This is a genomic window from Streptomyces ruber, from assembly GCF_014648075.1.
In the GTDB taxonomy this organism is placed as follows: domain Bacteria; phylum Actinomycetota; class Actinomycetes; order Streptomycetales; family Streptomycetaceae; genus Streptomyces; species Streptomyces ruber.
Genome location: NZ_BMQK01000007.1, coordinates 152,938 through 168,426, shown reverse-complemented (window position 1 = coordinate 168,426; position 15,489 = coordinate 152,938). Strand labels below are relative to the sequence as shown.

18 protein-coding genes, 2 tRNA genes and 1 pseudogene are annotated in these 15,489 nt (G+C 71.5%); 8 read left to right on the top strand and 13 right to left on the bottom strand.

Annotation, left to right across the window (positions count from 1 at the left end):
* The first annotated feature begins 49 nt into the window (after positions 1 to 49).
* The gene (locus tag IEZ04_RS17815; protein WP_189217876.1) at positions 50 to 1,276 is read left to right on the top strand and encodes a pyridoxal phosphate-dependent aminotransferase; all 1,227 of its coding nucleotides are present in this window, start codon (positions 50 to 52) and stop codon (positions 1,274 to 1,276) included.
* A 143-nt stretch (positions 1,277 to 1,419) separates the two neighbouring features.
* Positions 1,420 to 2,460, top strand: a complete 1,041-nt coding sequence (locus tag IEZ04_RS17810) for an adenosine deaminase (RefSeq protein ID WP_189217875.1) — start codon at positions 1,420 to 1,422, stop codon at positions 2,458 to 2,460.
* A gap of 15 nt (positions 2,461 to 2,475) precedes the next feature.
* Here the strand turns inward: IEZ04_RS17810 and IEZ04_RS17805 are convergent, their stop codons facing one another.
* Complete coding sequence (locus IEZ04_RS17805) at positions 2,476 to 3,084, bottom strand: TetR/AcrR family transcriptional regulator (protein WP_189217874.1); 609 nt, start codon at positions 3,082 to 3,084, stop codon at positions 2,476 to 2,478.
* Between the two features lie 67 nt (positions 3,085 to 3,151).
* On the opposite strand from IEZ04_RS17805, the gene IEZ04_RS17800 reads away from it, so the two are divergent.
* Positions 3,152 to 3,784 carry an NAD(P)-dependent oxidoreductase gene (locus IEZ04_RS17800; RefSeq protein WP_189217873.1) on the top strand — a complete coding sequence of 211 codons (633 nt, stop codon included), beginning with the start codon at positions 3,152 to 3,154 and terminating at the stop codon, positions 3,782 to 3,784.
* 25 nt (positions 3,785 to 3,809) lie between these two features.
* On the opposite strand, the gene IEZ04_RS17795 is transcribed toward IEZ04_RS17800, so the two are convergent.
* From IEZ04_RS17795 to IEZ04_RS17770, 6 genes are all read right to left on the bottom strand, one after another.
* Positions 3,810 to 4,865 carry a UDP-N-acetylmuramate dehydrogenase gene (locus IEZ04_RS17795; protein ID WP_189217872.1) on the bottom strand — a complete coding sequence of 352 codons (1,056 nt, stop codon included), beginning with the start codon at positions 4,863 to 4,865 and terminating at the stop codon, positions 3,810 to 3,812.
* A 152-nt stretch (positions 4,866 to 5,017) separates the two neighbouring features.
* Positions 5,018 to 5,446 carry a MaoC family dehydratase gene (locus IEZ04_RS17790; RefSeq protein ID WP_189217871.1) on the bottom strand — a complete coding sequence of 143 codons (429 nt, stop codon included), beginning with the start codon at positions 5,444 to 5,446 and terminating at the stop codon, positions 5,018 to 5,020.
* Positions 5,447 to 5,450: 4 nt separating this feature from the next.
* Complete coding sequence (locus IEZ04_RS17785) at positions 5,451 to 5,906, bottom strand: MaoC family dehydratase N-terminal domain-containing protein (RefSeq protein ID WP_189217870.1); 456 nt, start codon at positions 5,904 to 5,906, stop codon at positions 5,451 to 5,453.
* 104 nt (positions 5,907 to 6,010) lie between these two features.
* Complete coding sequence (rpmG, locus tag IEZ04_RS17780; RefSeq protein ID WP_003948671.1) at positions 6,011 to 6,175, bottom strand: 50S ribosomal protein L33; 165 nt, start codon at positions 6,173 to 6,175, stop codon at positions 6,011 to 6,013.
* An 85-nt stretch (positions 6,176 to 6,260) separates the two neighbouring features.
* Positions 6,261 to 6,336, bottom strand: a tRNA-Met gene (locus tag IEZ04_RS17775).
* Positions 6,337 to 6,382: 46 nt separating this feature from the next.
* Positions 6,383 to 6,455: transfer RNA gene (locus tag IEZ04_RS17770), tRNA-Thr, on the bottom strand.
* Between the two features lie 354 nt (positions 6,456 to 6,809).
* On the opposite strand from IEZ04_RS17770, the gene IEZ04_RS17765 reads away from it, so the two are divergent.
* Positions 6,810 to 8,081 (top strand): amidohydrolase family protein, encoded by a 1,272-nt coding sequence (locus IEZ04_RS17765; protein WP_189217869.1) that lies wholly within the window; start codon positions 6,810 to 6,812, stop codon positions 8,079 to 8,081.
* A gap of 198 nt (positions 8,082 to 8,279) precedes the next feature.
* Entirely contained in the window at positions 8,280 to 8,936 is a 657-nt protein-coding gene (locus IEZ04_RS17760) for an NAD(P)H-binding protein (protein WP_189217868.1), read from the top strand.
* Positions 8,937 to 8,972: 36 nt separating this feature from the next.
* Here the strand turns inward: IEZ04_RS17760 and IEZ04_RS17755 are convergent, their stop codons facing one another.
* Positions 8,973 to 9,179, bottom strand: a complete 207-nt coding sequence (locus tag IEZ04_RS17755; RefSeq protein WP_189217867.1) for a hypothetical protein — start codon at positions 9,177 to 9,179, stop codon at positions 8,973 to 8,975.
* A 190-nt stretch (positions 9,180 to 9,369) separates the two neighbouring features.
* Between IEZ04_RS17755 and IEZ04_RS17750 the strand changes: the two genes are divergently transcribed.
* Both IEZ04_RS17750 and IEZ04_RS17745 read left to right on the top strand, forming a co-directional pair.
* A complete protein-coding gene (locus IEZ04_RS17750) occupies positions 9,370 to 9,615 on the top strand; it encodes a hypothetical protein (protein WP_189217866.1) in 246 nt (81 codons plus the stop codon).
* A 349-nt stretch (positions 9,616 to 9,964) separates the two neighbouring features.
* Positions 9,965 to 10,456 (top strand): YajQ family cyclic di-GMP-binding protein, encoded by a 492-nt coding sequence (locus tag IEZ04_RS17745; RefSeq protein ID WP_189217865.1) that lies wholly within the window; start codon positions 9,965 to 9,967, stop codon positions 10,454 to 10,456.
* A gap of 119 nt (positions 10,457 to 10,575) precedes the next feature.
* On the opposite strand, the gene IEZ04_RS17740 is transcribed toward IEZ04_RS17745, so the two are convergent.
* Positions 10,576 to 10,842 carry a GlsB/YeaQ/YmgE family stress response membrane protein gene (locus IEZ04_RS17740; RefSeq protein ID WP_189217864.1) on the bottom strand — a complete coding sequence of 89 codons (267 nt, stop codon included), beginning with the start codon at positions 10,840 to 10,842 and terminating at the stop codon, positions 10,576 to 10,578.
* A 145-nt stretch (positions 10,843 to 10,987) separates the two neighbouring features.
* On the opposite strand from IEZ04_RS17740, the gene IEZ04_RS17735 reads away from it, so the two are divergent.
* Positions 10,988 to 12,274: an APC family permease gene (locus IEZ04_RS17735; protein ID WP_189217863.1), complete on the top strand. Its 1,287-nt coding sequence runs from the start codon at positions 10,988 to 10,990 to the stop codon at positions 12,272 to 12,274.
* A gap of 27 nt (positions 12,275 to 12,301) precedes the next feature.
* On the opposite strand, the gene IEZ04_RS17730 is transcribed toward IEZ04_RS17735, so the two are convergent.
* From IEZ04_RS17730 to IEZ04_RS17715, 4 genes and pseudogenes are all read right to left on the bottom strand, one after another.
* Positions 12,302 to 12,694: a YccF domain-containing protein gene (locus IEZ04_RS17730; RefSeq protein ID WP_189217862.1), complete on the bottom strand. Its 393-nt coding sequence runs from the start codon at positions 12,692 to 12,694 to the stop codon at positions 12,302 to 12,304.
* A complete protein-coding gene (gene htpX, locus IEZ04_RS17725; protein WP_189217861.1) occupies positions 12,691 to 13,554 on the bottom strand; it encodes a zinc metalloprotease HtpX in 864 nt (287 codons plus the stop codon). The genes IEZ04_RS17730 and htpX overlap by 4 nt, the downstream gene beginning before the upstream one ends.
* Positions 13,555 to 13,760: 206 nt before the next feature.
* On the bottom strand, positions 13,761 to 15,296 hold the full coding sequence (locus tag IEZ04_RS17720) for an NADH-quinone oxidoreductase subunit N (protein WP_189217860.1): 1,536 nt from the start codon (positions 15,294 to 15,296) through the stop codon (positions 13,761 to 13,763).
* Positions 15,293 to 15,489: pseudogene (locus IEZ04_RS17715) on the bottom strand (NADH-quinone oxidoreductase subunit M); the annotation flags it as partial. The pseudogene IEZ04_RS17715 and the gene IEZ04_RS17720, both read right to left, overlap by 4 nt.

Below are 15,489 nucleotides of genomic sequence, written 5' to 3'. Positions count from 1 at the left end.
CTGTGAAACCCGTGTGCCCGGGGCATTTCAGGTCTGGAACGATGGGGTCATGAGCGCTGCAACCCCTCCCACCGAGCGCCGGGTCTCCGCCCGGGTCGGTGCGATCTCCGAGTCCGCCACCCTCGCCGTGGACGCCAAGGCCAAGGCCCTCAAGGCGGCCGGCCGTCCGGTGATCGGTTTCGGGGCCGGTGAGCCCGACTTCCCGACTCCGGACTACATCGTCGAGGCCGCCGTAGAGGCCTGCAGGAACCCGAAGTACCACCGGTACACGCCGGCGGGCGGCCTGCCCGAGCTCAAGGCCGCGATCGCCGCCAAGACGCTGCGCGACTCCGGCTACGAGCCCGAGGTCTCGCAGATCCTCGTCACCAACGGCGGCAAGCAGGCCATCTACGAGGCCTTCGCCGCGATCCTCGACCCGGGCGACGAGGTCATCGTCCCGGCGCCGTACTGGACGACGTACCCGGAGTCCATCCGGCTCGCCGGCGGTGTCCCGGTCGAGGTCGTCGCCGACGAGACCACCGGCTACCGGGTCTCGGTCGAGCAGCTGGAGGCCGCGCGCACGGAGAAGACCAAGGTCGTCCTCTTCGTCTCCCCCTCCAACCCGACCGGCGCCGTCTACAGCGCCGAGGAGGCCGAGGCGATCGGCCGCTGGGCCGTCGAGCACGGCCTGTGGGTGCTGACGGACGAGATCTACGAGCACCTGGTGTACGGGGACGCGACGTTCACCTCGCTGCCGGCGGTCCTGCCCGAGCTGCGCGACAAGTGCATCGTGGTCAACGGCGTCGCCAAGACGTACGCCATGACGGGCTGGCGCGTGGGCTGGGTCATCGGCCCGAAGGACGTGGTCAAGGCCGCGACGAACCTCCAGTCGCACGCCACGTCCAACGTCTCCAACGTCGCCCAGGCGGCCGCGATCGCCGCCGTCTCCGGTGACCTGACGGCCGTCGCCGAGATGCGCGAGGCCTTCGACCGCCGCCGCCGGACGATCGTGCGGATGCTGAACGAGATCGACGGCGTGGTCTGCCCGGAGCCCGAGGGCGCCTTCTACGCGTACCCGTCGGTGAAGGCCCTCATCGGCAAGGAGATCCGCGGCAGGCGCCCGCAGAGCTCCGTCGAGCTGGCCGCACTGATCCTGGACGAGGTCGAGGTCGCGGTGGTCCCGGGCGAGGCCTTCGGCACGCCGGGGTACCTGCGGCTGTCGTACGCGCTCGGTGACGAGGACCTCGTCGAGGGCGTCAGCCGGATCCAGAAGCTGCTGGCGGAGGCACGGGACTGACATCCGGGCTCACAGCGGGCCGCGCTCCACTCCGGTGAGTGGGCCGCGGCCCGCTTCGACGTTTCTTCGCAGCTGTTTGCGATAAAGAGCACTATCGGGGAAAGCGCTACCGATGCGGACGCGGCGTGCGGCAGGATCGCGGAATGGAGCACGTGCGTGATCTGTCTGAGCTGCCCAAGGCCCATCTTCACCTGCACTTCACCGGGTCCATGCGGCCCTCCACCCTCCTCGAACTCGCGGACAAGTACGGCGTACGGCTGCCCGACGCGCTGACCGACGCCCTGAGCGGCGGCGAACCGCCGAGACTGCGGGCGACGGACGAGCGGGGCTGGTTCCGCTTCCAGCGGCTGTACGACGCGGCGCGGTCCTGCCTGAGACAGCCCGAGGACATCCAGCGCCTGGTCCGCGAGGCGGCCGAGGAGGACGTCCGGGACGGCTCCGGCTGGCTGGAGATCCAGGTCGACCCGACGTCGTACGCCCCCCGGCTGGGCGGGCTCATCCCGGCCCTGGAGATCATCCTCGACGCGGTGGACACGGCGTCGCGCGAGACCGGTCTCGGGATGCGCGTCCTGATCGCCGCCAACCGCATGAAGCACCCGCTGGACGCGCGCACGCTGGCCCGGCTGGCCGTGCGCTACCGGGACCGCGGCATCGTCGGCTTCGGCCTCTCCAACGACGAGCGGCGGGGCATGGCCCGGGACTTCGACCGGGCCTTCCACATCGCCCGGGAGGGCGGGCTGATGGCCGCGCCGCACGGCGGCGAGCTGACCGGCCCCTCGTCGGTCCGCGACTGCCTGGACGACCTGCACGCCTCCCGGATCGGGCACGGGGTGCGGGCCGCGGAGGACGCGCGGCTGCTGCAGCGGCTGGCCGACCGGCAGGTGACCTGCGAGGTCTGCCCCGCGTCGAACGTGGCCCTCGGGGTGTACGAGAAGCCGGAGGACGTGCCCCTGAGGACACTGTTCGAGGCGGGGGTGCCGATGGCGCTCGGCGCGGACGACCCGCTGCTGTTCGGCTCGCGGCTGGCGGCCCAGTACGAGATCGCGCGCCGCCATCACGCCTTCTCGGACGCGGAGCTCGCCGAGCTGGCACGGCAGTCGGTACGGGGCTCGGCGGCCCCGGAGGACGTCAAGCGGAAGCTGCTCTCCGGCGTGGACGACTGGCTGACCGCGCCGGTCTCCTGACGGCCGCACGGCCGTTCAGGACGCCTCCGGGGGCCCGGCTTCCGGGGAGATCCCGCGCAGGAGCGTGCGGGCGAAGGCGGGGGCGAAGGTGTCGAGCGGCGGGCGCGCCTCCTCCGTCGCGTCGTAGGCGAACGCCCGCTCCGCGCAGGCGCCCAGAAACAGTGAGGCGGCCGCGAAGGTGTCGGCGGACGGGTGGATGCGGCCGGCGCGCTGTTCGGCCCGGAGGTAGGCGTCCAGTCCCTGGATCGGGATGTGCGGGCCGCTGCCCATCTCCCGCATGGCCTGTTCGTGCCGGCGCTTGAGCTGCGGCTCCGCGTACAGGGACGCGGCGATCGGGAAGCTCTGTTCGTAGAAGAGGGCGGCCCGGCGGGCGATCTCCGTCAGATTCTCCTCGACACCGCGCTCCCCCGGCTCCGCCGTGAGCCTCTCCAGGAGGGGCCCCAGCCGCTCGCGCAGCACGTCGACGAAGAGCTCCTCCTTGCTCGCGAAGTACTTGTAGAGCGCGGCCTCCGAGCAGCCCGCCGTCCTGGCGATCTCCTTGGTCGTGACCCGCGCGAGCCCCAGGGTCGTCATCAGCTCGTGGGCGGCGTCGAGGATGCGGATCCTGGCCGGTTTCTGCTGCACGGCACTCCCTGCTGGCGGAGAGGGTTGACGGGTGAGTGAGCACTTACCCACCTCGGGGAGGGACACCATGAGACTCACCGTGTTCGGTGCGACGGGCGGGGTCGGCCAGGAGATCGTCCGGCTGGCGCTGGCCGCGGGCCACCAGGTCACCGCCGTCGTCCGGGACCCGGCCCGCCTGACCGTGACGGGCGAGGGGCTGGAGGTGGCCGGCGCCGACCTGACGGACCCGGGGCCGCTGCTGCCCGCGCTGACCGGCCGGGACGCGGTGCTGTCGGGTCTCGGGGCCCGGTCGCGCAAGGACGCCGGGGTCGCCGCCCGGCTGACCCGTACGGTGCTGCGCGCGATGGACTCCGCGGGCGTCCTGCGGATCGTGGTCGTGAGCGCCGCCCCGCTCGCCCCGCCGCCGCAGGACGACCCGGTCGTCGACCGCGTGGTGCGCGCGATACTCCGGAGGGTCCTCGCCGACACCTACGCGGACCTGAGGGAGATGGAGGCCGAGCTGGAACGCAGCGCCGCGGACTGGACCTCGGTACGCCCGCCCAAGCTCACCGACGGTCCGCTGACCGGCACCTACCGCACGGCCGTCGGCGGTGTCCCGCGCGCGGGACGCACGCTGGCCCGCGCGGACGTGGCCCACGCGATGCTGGCGGCGGCCGGCGACCCGGGGACGGTGAAGCAGACGGTCGGGGTGGCCTACTAGGCGCTCACCGTACGGGGCGGGAGCCTCAGAGGCTGACGCCCACCGTCACCGGCTCGTTGACGAGGGTGATCCCGAAGGCGTCCCGGACCCCGGCGACGACCTCACGGGCGAGGGCGAGCAGGTCCTCGGTGGTGGCTCCGCCCCGGTTGGTGAGGGCGAGGGTGTGCTTGGTCGAGATGCGGGCGGGCCCGGTGCCGTACCCCTTCGTGAAGCCCGCCCTGTCGATCAGCCAGGCGGCGGAGGTCTTGGTGTACCCGTCGCCCGCGGGATAGGCGGGCGGCACGACGCCGGCGCCCAGGCGCGCCTCCACGCGCGCGCGGAACGCGGCGAACGCCTCGTCCGTGAGGATCGGGTTGGTGAAGAACGATCCGGCGGACCAGGTGTCGTGGTCCTCGGGGTCGAGCACCATGCCCTTCCCCGCGCGGAGCTTCAGCACCGCCTCGCGGGCCGCGGCGAGGGGCACCCGCTCGCCGACCCCGACACCGAGGGTGCGGGCCGTCTCGGCGTACCGGACGGGCGCCGACATCCCGTCCGCGTCCTCCAGCGCGAAGCGGACGCGCAGCACCACGTAGCGTCCGGGGTCGGCCTTGAAGCGGCTGTGGCGGTACGAGAAGGCGCAGTCGGCGTTCGGGAGGGTGACCGTCTCGCGAGCGACGCGGTCGTAGGCGACCACCTCGGTGACGGTGGACGCGACCTCCTGGCCGTACGCGCCGACGTTCTGGATCGGCGTCGCGCCCGCGGAACCGGGGATCCCGGCGAGGCACTCGATGCCCCCGAGCCCGGCCTCGACGACGCGGGCCACCGCGTCGGTCCACACCTCGCCGGCGGCCAGTTCCAGCCGGGTGCCGTCGAGCGAGAACCCCTCGGTCGCGACGACGAGCGCGGTTCCGGCGAACCCCTTGTCACCGATGACCAGGTTCGATCCGCCGCCGATCAGCAGCAGCGGCGTCCCGGAGTCGTCGGCCTCCCGCACGGCGGCGATCACTTCGGCGTCGGTCGTCGCGGTGATCAGCCGGTCCGCGGGGCCGCCGAGCCGGAAGGTGGTCAGCGGGGCGAGCGGGGCGTCGTGGAGTTCCTGCACGGGCACAAGGGTACGAGACGGGGCCGGCTCCCCCTTCGACCCCATGCGCACGGCCATGCGTAAGGCCGTGCCGCCCCCATGCGCACGGCCGTGCGTAAGGTCATGAGTAAGGGGCGCCCCGCAGTGGAGGGCGCCCCTTACATGTGCGTTGTTCAGGCGAGCCGTACGACAGCCCGGGACATGCCGAGCACCTTCTGGCCGGCGCTCTTCACCAGGAGGTCGACGCGGACCGTGTCGTCGTCCAGCTTGGCCGCGACCTTGCCGCTGACCTCGATGGTCGCACCCTGGTCGTCGTTCGGGACGACGACGGGCCGGGTGAAGCGGACACCGTACTCGACGACCGCACCCGGGTCGCCCACCCAGTCGGTGACCACCCGGATCGCCTCGGCCATGGTGAACATGCCGTGCGCGATGACGTCCGGCAGCCCGACCTCCTTGGCGAACTTCTCGTTCCAGTGGATCGGGTTGAAGTCCCCGGACGCGCCCGCGTACTGCACGAGCGTGGCGCGGGTCACGGGGAAGGTCTGGGCGGGCAGCTCGGTGCCGACCTCGACGTCCGCGTACTGAACCTTGGCCGTCATCGACTCACGCCTCCTCGTCCTCGCCACGGGCCACGAGCTTGGTCCAGGCGGTGACCACGTGCTCGCCCGCCTCGTCGTGGACCTCGCCCCGGACGGTCAGGACGTCGTGGCCGGCCATGGACTTGATCGTTTCGATGGTGGAGGTGATCGCGAGCCGGTCGCCGGCGCGCACCGGGCGCGTGTAGGCGAACTTCTGGTCCCCGTGCACCACACGGCTGTAGTCGAGGCCCAGCTGAGGGTCCTCGACGACCTGTCCCGCGGCCTTGAAGGTGATCGAGAAAACGAAGGTCGGCGGAGCGATCACATCGGCGTACCCGAGCGCCTTCGCGGCCTCCGGGTCCGTGTACGCCGGGTTGGTGTCTCCCACTGCCTCCGCGAACTCGCGGATCTTCTCCCGGCCGACCTCATAGGGGTCGGTGGGCGGATAGGTCCGCCCCACGAAGGACTGGTCGAGCGGCATGGGCTCGGCACCTCCTGCTTGTTCGATACTGACCGGTATCGACTCAGAGAACGACACGAGGCCGCCCCCCGTTCAGTGGGGGCGGCCTCGTGTACGAGCCTGAATCAGCGCGTCTCGCGGTGCGCGGTGTGCGCGTTGCAACGCGGGCAGTGCTTCTTCATTTCAAGACGATCCGGGTTGTTGCGCCGGTTCTTCTTGGTGATGTAGTTCCGCTCCTTGCACTCCACGCAGGCCAGCGTGATCTTCGGGCGGACGTCGGTGGCAGCCACGTGAGTGCTCCTTGACGAACGGATTGACTTGATTAACGCAGAAAGAGTAGCCGATCGAAGGACCGACCCCGCAATCGGCTACTTGTGGTAGCGGTGACCGGACTTGAACCGGTGACACAGCGATTATGAGCCGCTTGCTCTACCGACTGAGCTACACCGCTGTGATGCGATCGAGCCCCGCCTCGCGACGGGTACCTCTCACACCAGAGCCCCAAAACGGAATCGAACCGTTGACCTTCTCCTTACCATGGAGACGCTCTGCCGACTGAGCTATTGGGGCGAGCGATGAAGACATTACACGCCCCACCGCCGTTCCCCCAAATCCGTTTCGCGGTGCCCGCCCCGACCTGTTCCCGGCCCGTTTCCCGGTACGTCCCCTGACGCGCCGCACCGGCCCCTGCCGTCCCACCGGGCACAACCGCGCGCGTGAAGCCCTGCGGGCAGGCTCTCCCGGGTCGACCGCGGTGTGCGGCGTCCGGCGGACGGGGCCCTGGCGGCGTACCACCGCCACCGGGAACCACACCGGTACGACTATTGCGCTCCTCCCTGAAGCCAAGGCCCGGCCGTCCTAGGCTCGACTCACGCTGCGTGACCAGGCGCCCCCTCCGCGCCGCAGCCCTACCCCAGGAGTGCGATGCCCGACAGCCAGCCGCAGCCCTCCCGCTTTCCGTCGGGTTCCTCGTCGGGACCGGGCACGGGATCCGCGCTGCTGCTGTGCGGGGCGCGGCTCACCGACGGCCGGACCGTGGACGTACGGCTGGGCCGCGGGCGCATCGAGGCGGTCGGTACCGCCGGGAGCCTCACCACGGGAGTGGCCGGGACCCGGGGCTCGTCCATCGCGCGCGTGGACCTCGGCGGCTATCTGCTCCTGCCGGCGCCCGCCGAGCCGCACGCCCACAGCGACACGGCGCTGTCGGCCGACGTGGCCGGACCGGTCTCGTACGCCCCCCACGAGGTCCAGCGGCGTGCCACCGAGGCGACCCTCCTGCAGCTCGCGCACGGCGTCACGGCGCTGCGCTCGCACATCCACGTCGGCGACGTACAGGGGCTGGGCGCGCTCGCGGCCGTGCTCCGGGCCCGGCGGGCGCTGCGCGGGCTGGCGGAGTTGACGGCCGTGGCGATGCCCCGGGTCCTGACCGGGCTCGCCGGGGCGGACGGGCTGGCGATGCTGCGGGAGGCGGTCGAGATGGGCGCGTCCGTGGTGGGCGGCTGCCCCGACGCGGACCCGGATCCCACGGGTTACGTCGAGGCCGTCCTCAAGCTCGCCGCCGAGTACGCCTGCCCGGTGGACCTGCACGTCGACGGGTCCGATCCCGTCCGGCTCGGCCGCCTCGCGACGATGGCGGGCGGGCTGCGGCCGGGGGTGGCCCTCGGGCCCTGCGGAGGGCTCGGGGACCTGCCCTCGGACGCGGCGGCGCGCGCGGCGGACCAGTTGGCCGCGGCCGGGGTGACCGTCGTGTGTCTGCCGCAGGGCGGCTGCGGGAGTGTGGACGGGCGCGGCACGGCTCCCGTACGGCTGCTGCGGACGGCCGGGGTACGGGTGGCGGCCGGCAGCGGGGCGTTGCGTGACGTGTCGAACCCCGTGGGCCGGGGCGATCCGCTGGAGGCCGCGTACCTGCTGGCCTCGCGGTACGGGCTCCGCCCGGAGGACGCCTACGACGCCGTCAGCTCGTCGGCGCGCGCGATGCTCGGGTTGCCAGAGGTCCGTGTGGAGGCCGGTTTCCCGGCCGAGCTCCTCGCCGTCCGCGGCGGCCGGCTGGCGGGGGCGCTGTCCCTGGCGTACAGCCGGATCGTGGTGCACCGGGGGCGCGTGGTGGCGCGGACCAGCGCGGTCCGGGAGTACTGCCACTCACCGGCGGTCGCGGCACTGGACCTGCCGCGGCAGGGGCGGGGGGAGCTGTCGTAGGGCGCGGGGTGAGGCTGCCCACGGCTGGGGCTGGAGCTCGCGGGCGGGTGGGCGGGAGCACTCGTACGCGCGGCGCGCCGCGCACAGCGGGGCGGGCGGCGGCGAGCGGGCGCGGGCGGTCGACCGGTCGCGCAGTCGGTCGGTCGCGCAGTCGGTGTCGTTCGGCGGATGCGCCTGTGCGGGCGTACGGTCGAAGACATGCGCATTGTCATCGCTGGAGGTCATGGTCAGATCGCGCTGCGGCTGGAGCGGTTGCTCGCCGCGCGTGGTGACGAGGCGGTGGGGCTGATCCGCCGCGCCGAGCAGGGCGACGATCTTCGGGAGGCCGGTGCCGAACCGGTGGTGTGCGATCTGGAGTCGACGCCGGTCGACGAGGTCGCGGAACATCTTCGGGGCGCGGACGCGGCCGTCTTCGCGGCGGGTGCCGGCCCGGGCAGCGGCGCCGCCCGCAAGGAGACGGTGGACCGGGCGGCGGCGACGTTGTTCGCGGACGCGGCGGTACGCGCGGGCGTGCGCCGCTACATCGTCGTGTCGTCGATGGGTGCCGACCCCCTGCACCCGGGTGACGAGGTGTTCGACGTCTACCAGCGCGCCAAGGGCGAGGCCGACGAGTACATCCGTCGCCTGGACTCCCTGGACTGGACGATCCTGCGCCCCGGAATGCTCACGAACGACGCCGGCACGGGCCTCGTCCGCCTGGAGGCCCACACGGGGCGTGGCCCGATCCCGCGGGACGATGTCGCCGCCGTTCTCGTGGAGTTGGTGGACACTCCGGCCACGGCCGGCCTCACCCTGGAACTGATCAGCGGCTCGGCACCGGTCCCGGTGGCGGTGAAGTCGGTGGCGGGCAACTGACGGCCCGGCACGTACACGCCGTCAGCGGCGGGGGGTTCAGAACAGCGGCATCTGGCCGGGGAACTCGGGAACGACGTACCCGTCCAGCGTCGGCTGAGCGGCGCCCAGCTGCGCCGGCGTGCGGGACCCGGGACACGACACGAGGTCACCGCTGGTGCCGGGCGGGTCGTGGCGCGCGAACCGCCCGGCGACCACGGCGATCTCGCGAAGGCACACGGGACAGCTTTTGCGATGCGACGGCATGCGCTCAGTGTGCCCCGTGAGCTCACCGCCGTATCGACCGACGTGTCGAACTCGTCGACGCCGGCCATCACCTCCCGGACGCGTATGCCGGAGCCACGGCGACCTCTGAGCCCGGATCAGCATGTTCCGCCCGTACGGGGGTATCACGGCACGGCTGGTGCTTCCGAGGGGGACGCAAAGGGGGACTCAGATGACAACACCGCCTGGTGAGTGTGTCGTACTCGACATCCCACAAGGCCTGCGGCTGAATCTGCTCGGCCTCGTCGTCGAGGTCGGTCAGGTGCGCATCGTCGCCGACCGGGCCGGTCTGCTCGGCGGCCTCATAGCCTCATTGACCTGCGGCGGCGGCACGGCCGCGGCGCAGAGCCTGGAGGCGATGGCACAGATGCTCAGGTCCCAGGAGGAACAAACCGCAGGGGCCGATCAGCGGCCGTAGAGAAGGAGCACCCGAAGAAAGACCCCCTCCGTCTGCGTTTCCGCAGTTCGGAGGGGGTCTTTCCCAATGTGGCGGCGCCAGGATTCGAACCTGGGAAGGCTGAGCCACACCGCCGGGTTTGCTACCGCTTCGAACCGCTTTTCGGCGGTGCTCCGTGGCAACGACGTAAATGATACCTGATGCGCGGGGGTGCTTCGCCACTCGATTGATCGGCGTCCGTCGGGGAGGGGGTGGCTAGGCTTATGCGGATGCGGCCCGGGATGCACGCCGGGCTCGGCGGCCCCCTGCAGCGCGCCGTTTCGCACCCGACAGTCACCCGATAGTCATCCGATACAAGGAGCCACAGGACATGGCCGACTCCAGTTTCGACATCGTCTCGAAGGTCGAGCGGCAGGAGGTCGACAACGCCCTCAACCAGACCGCCAAGGAGATCTCCCAGCGCTACGACTTCAAGGGCGTGGGTGCCTCCATCTCGTGGTCCGGCGGCGACAAGATCCTGCTGGAGGCGAACTCCGAGGACAGGGTCAAGGCGGTTCTCGACGTCTTCCAGTCCAAGCTGATCAAGCGCGGTATCTCCCTCAAGGCGCTGGACGCCGGTGAGCCGCAGCTGTCCGGCAAGGAGTACAAGATCTTCGCCTCGATCCAGGAGGGCATCTCCCAGGAAAACGCCAAGAAGGTGGCGAAGATCATTCGCGATGAGGGTCCCAAGGGCGTGAAGGCCCAGGTCCAGGGTGAGGAGCTGCGCGTCAGCTCCAAGAGCCGGGACGACCTGCAGACCGTGATCGCCCTTCTGAAGGGCAAGGACTTCGACTTCGCACTGCAGTTCGTCAACTACCGGTAGGCCGAGCAGACCGGTGGCCGACGCGGGCCGGTCCGGCGCCTCGAGGCGCCGGACCGGCCCGCGTCGCTTCATCCGCCCGCAGCCGCGTCGCAGTCGACAGTCGGCTGCGGCGTATCCGCTCAGCGGCGCGAGTGGCCGAAGAGAAGGCGGTAGGCGATGAGCAGTACGAGAGAGCCGCCGATGGCGGCGGCCCAGGTGGCACCGTCGTAGAAGTTGTTGTTGATGGGGTGGTCCAGCCAGCGGGCGGAGATCCAGCCGCCGATGAACGCCCCCGCGATGCCGATGAGCGTCGTGCCGATGAAACCGCCCGGGTCGCGGCCCGGCAGCAGGAACTTGGCGATGGCTCCGGCCAACAGTCCCAGAATGATCCAGCCGATGATGCCCATGACCTGAAACCGCCCTTTCTTCCCACTTGCCCCAGGACGTCCTGCGTCTCGTTCGTTCGCTGAAGACTTGTTCGTTGATGTCCTGTTGTTGGGGAGGACATCTCCACCGTGTCCGAAGGTTGCGTGGATCAGTAGGGTGCGGCACATGACACAGTCTGGTCCGGACGCCGGCCTGCGGCGGACGCTGGGAGTCGGGGACGCGGTGGTCATCGGGCTCGGCTCGATGGTCGGCGCCGGGGTGTTCGCCGTCCTGGGGCCTGCCGCGCGTGCGGCCGGATCCGGTCTGCTGCTCGCTCTCGGCTTGGCGGCCGTGGTGGCCTACTGCAACGCGATGTCCTCGGCGCGGCTGGCCGCCCTCCACCCTGAGTCCGGCGGCGCGTACGTCTACGGACGTGAGCGGCTCGGTGAGTTCTGGGGCTATCTGGCGGGCTGGTCCTTCCTGGTCGGCAAGACGGCCTCGTGCGCGGCGATGGCGCTGACCGTGGGGGTGTACGTGTGGCCGGATCAGGCGCACGCCCTCGCCGTCGCGGCCGTGGTGTCACTGACCGCCGTGAACTACGGCGGCATCCGGAAGTCGGCCCGGCTGACGCGGCTGATCGTGGTCCTGGTCCTGGCGGTCCTCGCCTCCGTCGTGGTCGTCTGCCTCTCTGCCGCCGGGTCCGGCGGCGGACGGTCGGACACCGGGCTCCCGTCGGGGGCCGGCGGGGTGTTCCAGGCCTCCGGTCTGCTGTTCTTCGCGTTCGCCGGGTACGCGCGGATCGCGACCCTGGGCGAGGAGGTGCGTGATCCGGCGCGTACCATCCCGCGCGCGATCCCGCTGGCGCTGGGCATCGCGCTGGTGGTGTACGCCGCCGTGGCCGTCGCCGTCCTGTCCGTGCTGGGGCCGGGCGGGCTCGGGAACGCCTCGGCTCCGCTGGCCGACGCCGTACGGGCCGCCGGTGTCCCGGAGCTGGTGCCCGTGGTGCGGGCAGGTGCCGCCGTGGCCGCGCTGGGGACCCTGCTGGCGCTGATTCTGGGTGTCTCACGGACGGCGCTGGCCATGGCCCGGGACCGGCATCTGCCCGGTTTCCTCGCCGCCGTACATCCCCGCCGCCAGGTCCCGCACAGGGCGGAGCCGGCCGTCGGCATGGCGGTCGCCGTGCTGGCCGCCACGGCGGACGTGCGGGCGGCGGTCGGTTTCTCCTCCTTCGGCGTGCTCGCGTACTACGCCGTCGCCAACGCGTCGGCGTGGACGCTGAGCCCGGCACCGGTCGCGCGGATCGTGCCGTTCGTGGGGCTGGTCGGCTGCGTGACGCTGGCGTTCGCGCTGCCGGCCATGTCGGTCGTCGTGGGCGCGGCCGTCCTGGGACTGGGGGCGGCAGCGTACGGGGTACGGCGGCGGTGGTGGGGGCCGCGTGTGCGGGGACCAGGTTCAGGGACGCCGGGAGGGTGAAACCGCGTCGCGGCGGCGCCGTTTCTGTCAGCGTTGGGTGAACGGCTGGTCCGTGCGCACGATCTCGCGGCCCAGGGGCAGCAGCGAGACCGGAATGAGCTTGAAGTTGGCGATGCCCAGGGGGATGCCGATGATCGTGACGCACAGGGCTATGCCCGTGGCGATGTGGCCGAGCGCCAGCCACCAGCCGGCGAGGACCAGCCACAGCACGTTGCCGACGCAGGAGGGCGCGCCGGCGTCCCGGCGTTCGACCGCGGTGTACCCGAAGGGCCACAGGGCGTAGACGCCGATGCGGAAGGCGGCGACGCCGAACGGGATGCCGATGATCGTGATGCACAGCAGCAGTCCCGCGAGCATGTAGCCGCAGAACAGCCAGAAGCCGCTGAAGATCAGCCAGATGATGTTCAGGATTGTCTTCACTGGTGGCGACCTGCCATCTGCTCGAGCCGGGCGATGCGTTCCGCCATCGGCGGGTGCGTCGAGAACATCTTGGACAGCCCCTGGCCTGGGCGGAAGGGGTTGGCGATCATCATGTGGCTCGCGGTCTCGATGCGCGGTTCCGGGGGCAGCGGGAGCTGCTTGGTGCCCATCTCGAGTTTGCGCAGGGCACTGGCGAGGGCCAGGGGGTCGCCGGTCAGCTGGGCACCGGAGGCGTCCGCCTCGTACTCCCTGGAGCGGCTGATGGCGAGCTGGATGACGGTGGCGGCGAGCGGGCCCAGGATCATGATCATTAGCATGCCGAGAAGGCCGGGTCCGTCGTCGTCGTTGGAGCGGCCCACGGGGATCAGCCAGGCGAAGTTCACCAGGAACATGATCACCGAGGCCAGGGCGCCGGCGACCGAGGAGATCAGGATGTCGCGGTTGTAGACGTGGCTCAGTTCGTGACCGATCACGCCGCGGAGTTCGCGCTCGTCCAGGATGCGCAGAATGCCTTCGGTGCAGCAGACGGCGGCGTTGCGCGGGTTGCGGCCCGTCGCGAACGCGTTCGGCGCGTCCGTCGGGGAGATGTACAGACGGGGCATCGGCTGCCGGGCCTGCGTGGAGAGCTCGCGGACCATGCGGTACAGACCGGGAGCCTCGAACTCGCTCACCGGGCGGGCACGCATCGCGCGTAGCGCCAGCTTGTCGCTGTTCCAGTACGCGTACGCGTTCGTGCCGATCGCCACGAGCAGCGCGACGACGAGGCCCATGCGCCCGAAGAAGCTGCCGATGACGATGATGAGTGCGGACAGCCCGCCGAGGAGTACGGCGGTCCTGAGCCCGTTGTGCCGGCGGTGCACGGTACGCCCTCCAAGTCGTGCGGCAGGGGAACCCTTGCTTGCTTACGGATGCGTTGACGTCACTTCCCAGTTCTCCCTTTCTCCCTGGTCAACGCCCGGCAGGGAGGACTAGTTCCCTGGTGCGCGGGTGCGCGGGTGCGCGGGTGCGCGCAGCGGTGCGGGTTCCCCTCACGCGCGCGTGGATGCGGTTTCCGGCGGAGCCCGGATCAGAAGAGGCCGGTGCCGGCGAAGCGCAGGACGAGCTGGGGCGCCCCGGAGAGGACGACCGCCAGGACGCCGGTGAGGGCGAGGGCCGCCGTCAGCGGGGCCGTCGCGCGGTGCTTCGCGGGCGCGCCCTCGGGGGCCCGGAACAGCAGTGCGGTCCACTGCAGGTAGTAGAAGAGGGCGATCACGACGTTGACGGCCATGACCACGGCGAGCCAGCCGAGGCCCGCGTCGACGGCGGCCGAGAAGACGGTCACCTTGGCGAAGAGCCCGATGACGCCCGGGGGCAGTCCGGCGAGGCAGAGCAGGAAGAAGCCCAGGAGCAGGGCGGTGAGCGGGCTGGCGGCGTACAGGCCGCGGTAGTCGGCGACGCGGTTCAGCGGCTTCGTGCGGGCCACCAGGGCGGCCACGGCGAAGGCTCCGAGGTTCACGGCGGCGTACATCAGCGCGTACGCGACGGTGGAGCCGACCGGCCGCCGGGGGTCGTCGGCGTACGCGGCCGCGGCGACCGGCACCAGGAGGTACCCTGCCTGCCCGACGGAGGACCAGGCGAGGAGCCGTACCGCGCTGTACGCGCGCGTGGTCTGCTGGCGGAGGGCACCGACGTTGCCGACGGTCATGGTGAGGGCGGCCAGAACGGCGAGTGCCGGACCCCAGACGTCCGCGTACGAGGGGAGGGCGACGACGGTGACGAGGATGAGGCCGGAGAAGCCGACCGCCTTGCCGACGACCGACAGGTAGGCGGCCACGGGGAGCGGCGCGCCCACATAGGTGTCGGGCACCCAGAAGTGGAACGGCACGGCGGCCGTCTTGAAGGCGAAGCCGATGAGCGTGAGGACGACGCCGGCCCGGGTGAGCGTCTGGAGCTGCCCGTCGACGTCCTGCACGCGTGTGGCGATCTCGGTCAGGTAGAGGGTGCCCGTGGCGGCGTACACGAAGCTGATGCCCAGGAGGCTCACGGCGGTCGCGGTGACCGACGACAGGAAGAACTTGAGCGCCGCTTCGGCGGAGCGCCTGTCCCCGTACCTGAGGCCGACGAGGGCGAAGGCGGGCAGGGAGGCGACCTCCAGGGCGACGACGAGGGTCGCCAGGTCGCGAGCGGCGGGCAGGAGGGCGGCGCCCGCGGCGGACGACAGCAGCAGGAACCAGAACTCTCCTTCGGGGAGCAGTCCCCTGGCGTCCTTCAGGGCCGTGGTCGACAGGATGGCCGCGAGGAGGGCGCCGCCGAGGACCAGGAACTGGATGACGAGCGCGAACCGGTCGGCGGTGTAGCTGCAGACGTCCGCGTCGCCGGCGAGGCAGAAGGTGGAGCGGTCGCCGTCCAGCAGCGGCAGCAGCGCGAGCAGGGAGACGGCGAGACCGGCGACCGACACCCAGCCGAGCACGGCCTTCTTCCCGTCGCCCACGAACAGGTCGGCGACGAGCACGCCGAGTCCGACGACCGCCGCGAGGGTGGGCGGGGCGATCGTGAGCCAGTCCACCGACTGGACCACGGACTGGGCCAGGGGGTGGGCCAGGGGGTGGGCCAGGGCGCTCATCGGGTGCCTCCTGCGAGGAGCTGCTGCACGGCCGGGTCGGTCAGGCCGAGGAGGGCCGCGGGCCAGAGACCGGCGAGGACGGTGAGGACGACGAGTGGGGTCCAGGCGGCGAACTCGTACGCCCGGACGTCGGGGAGCCCGGTGCCGCTGACGCTGCCCCGGGCTTCTCGTGCGCCCCCTGCGTCTCGTGTTT

What these genes read in the sequence shown, in the direction of transcription:
- IEZ04_RS17785 (WP_189217870.1), bottom strand. Translation starts at nt 5,906, where the DNA reads ATGCCGCTCGACCAGTCCTTCGTGGGGCGGACCTATCCGCCCACCGAC.
- IEZ04_RS17720 (WP_189217860.1), bottom strand. Translation starts at nt 15,296, where the DNA reads ATGAGCGCCCTGGCCCACCCCCTGGCCCACCCCCTGGCCCAGTCCGTG.
- IEZ04_RS17765 (WP_189217869.1), top strand. Translation starts at nt 6,810, where the DNA reads ATGCCCGACAGCCAGCCGCAGCCCTCCCGCTTTCCGTCGGGTTCCTCG.
- IEZ04_RS17760 (WP_189217868.1), top strand. Translation starts at nt 8,280, where the DNA reads ATGCGCATTGTCATCGCTGGAGGTCATGGTCAGATCGCGCTGCGGCTG.
- IEZ04_RS17740 (WP_189217864.1), bottom strand. Translation starts at nt 10,842, where the DNA reads ATGGGCATCATCGGCTGGATCATTCTGGGACTGTTGGCCGGAGCCATC.
- IEZ04_RS17750 (WP_189217866.1), top strand. Translation starts at nt 9,370, where the DNA reads ATGACAACACCGCCTGGTGAGTGTGTCGTACTCGACATCCCACAAGGC.
- IEZ04_RS17790 (WP_189217871.1), bottom strand. Translation starts at nt 5,446, where the DNA reads ATGACGGCCAAGGTTCAGTACGCGGACGTCGAGGTCGGCACCGAGCTG.
- IEZ04_RS17810 (WP_189217875.1), top strand. Translation starts at nt 1,420, where the DNA reads ATGGAGCACGTGCGTGATCTGTCTGAGCTGCCCAAGGCCCATCTTCAC.
- IEZ04_RS17745 (WP_189217865.1), top strand. Translation starts at nt 9,965, where the DNA reads ATGGCCGACTCCAGTTTCGACATCGTCTCGAAGGTCGAGCGGCAGGAG.
- IEZ04_RS17755 (WP_189217867.1), bottom strand. Translation starts at nt 9,179, where the DNA reads ATGCCGTCGCATCGCAAAAGCTGTCCCGTGTGCCTTCGCGAGATCGCC.
- IEZ04_RS17815 (WP_189217876.1), top strand. Translation starts at nt 50, where the DNA reads ATGAGCGCTGCAACCCCTCCCACCGAGCGCCGGGTCTCCGCCCGGGTC.
- IEZ04_RS17735 (WP_189217863.1), top strand. Translation starts at nt 10,988, where the DNA reads ATGACACAGTCTGGTCCGGACGCCGGCCTGCGGCGGACGCTGGGAGTC.
- IEZ04_RS17800 (WP_189217873.1), top strand. Translation starts at nt 3,152, where the DNA reads ATGAGACTCACCGTGTTCGGTGCGACGGGCGGGGTCGGCCAGGAGATC.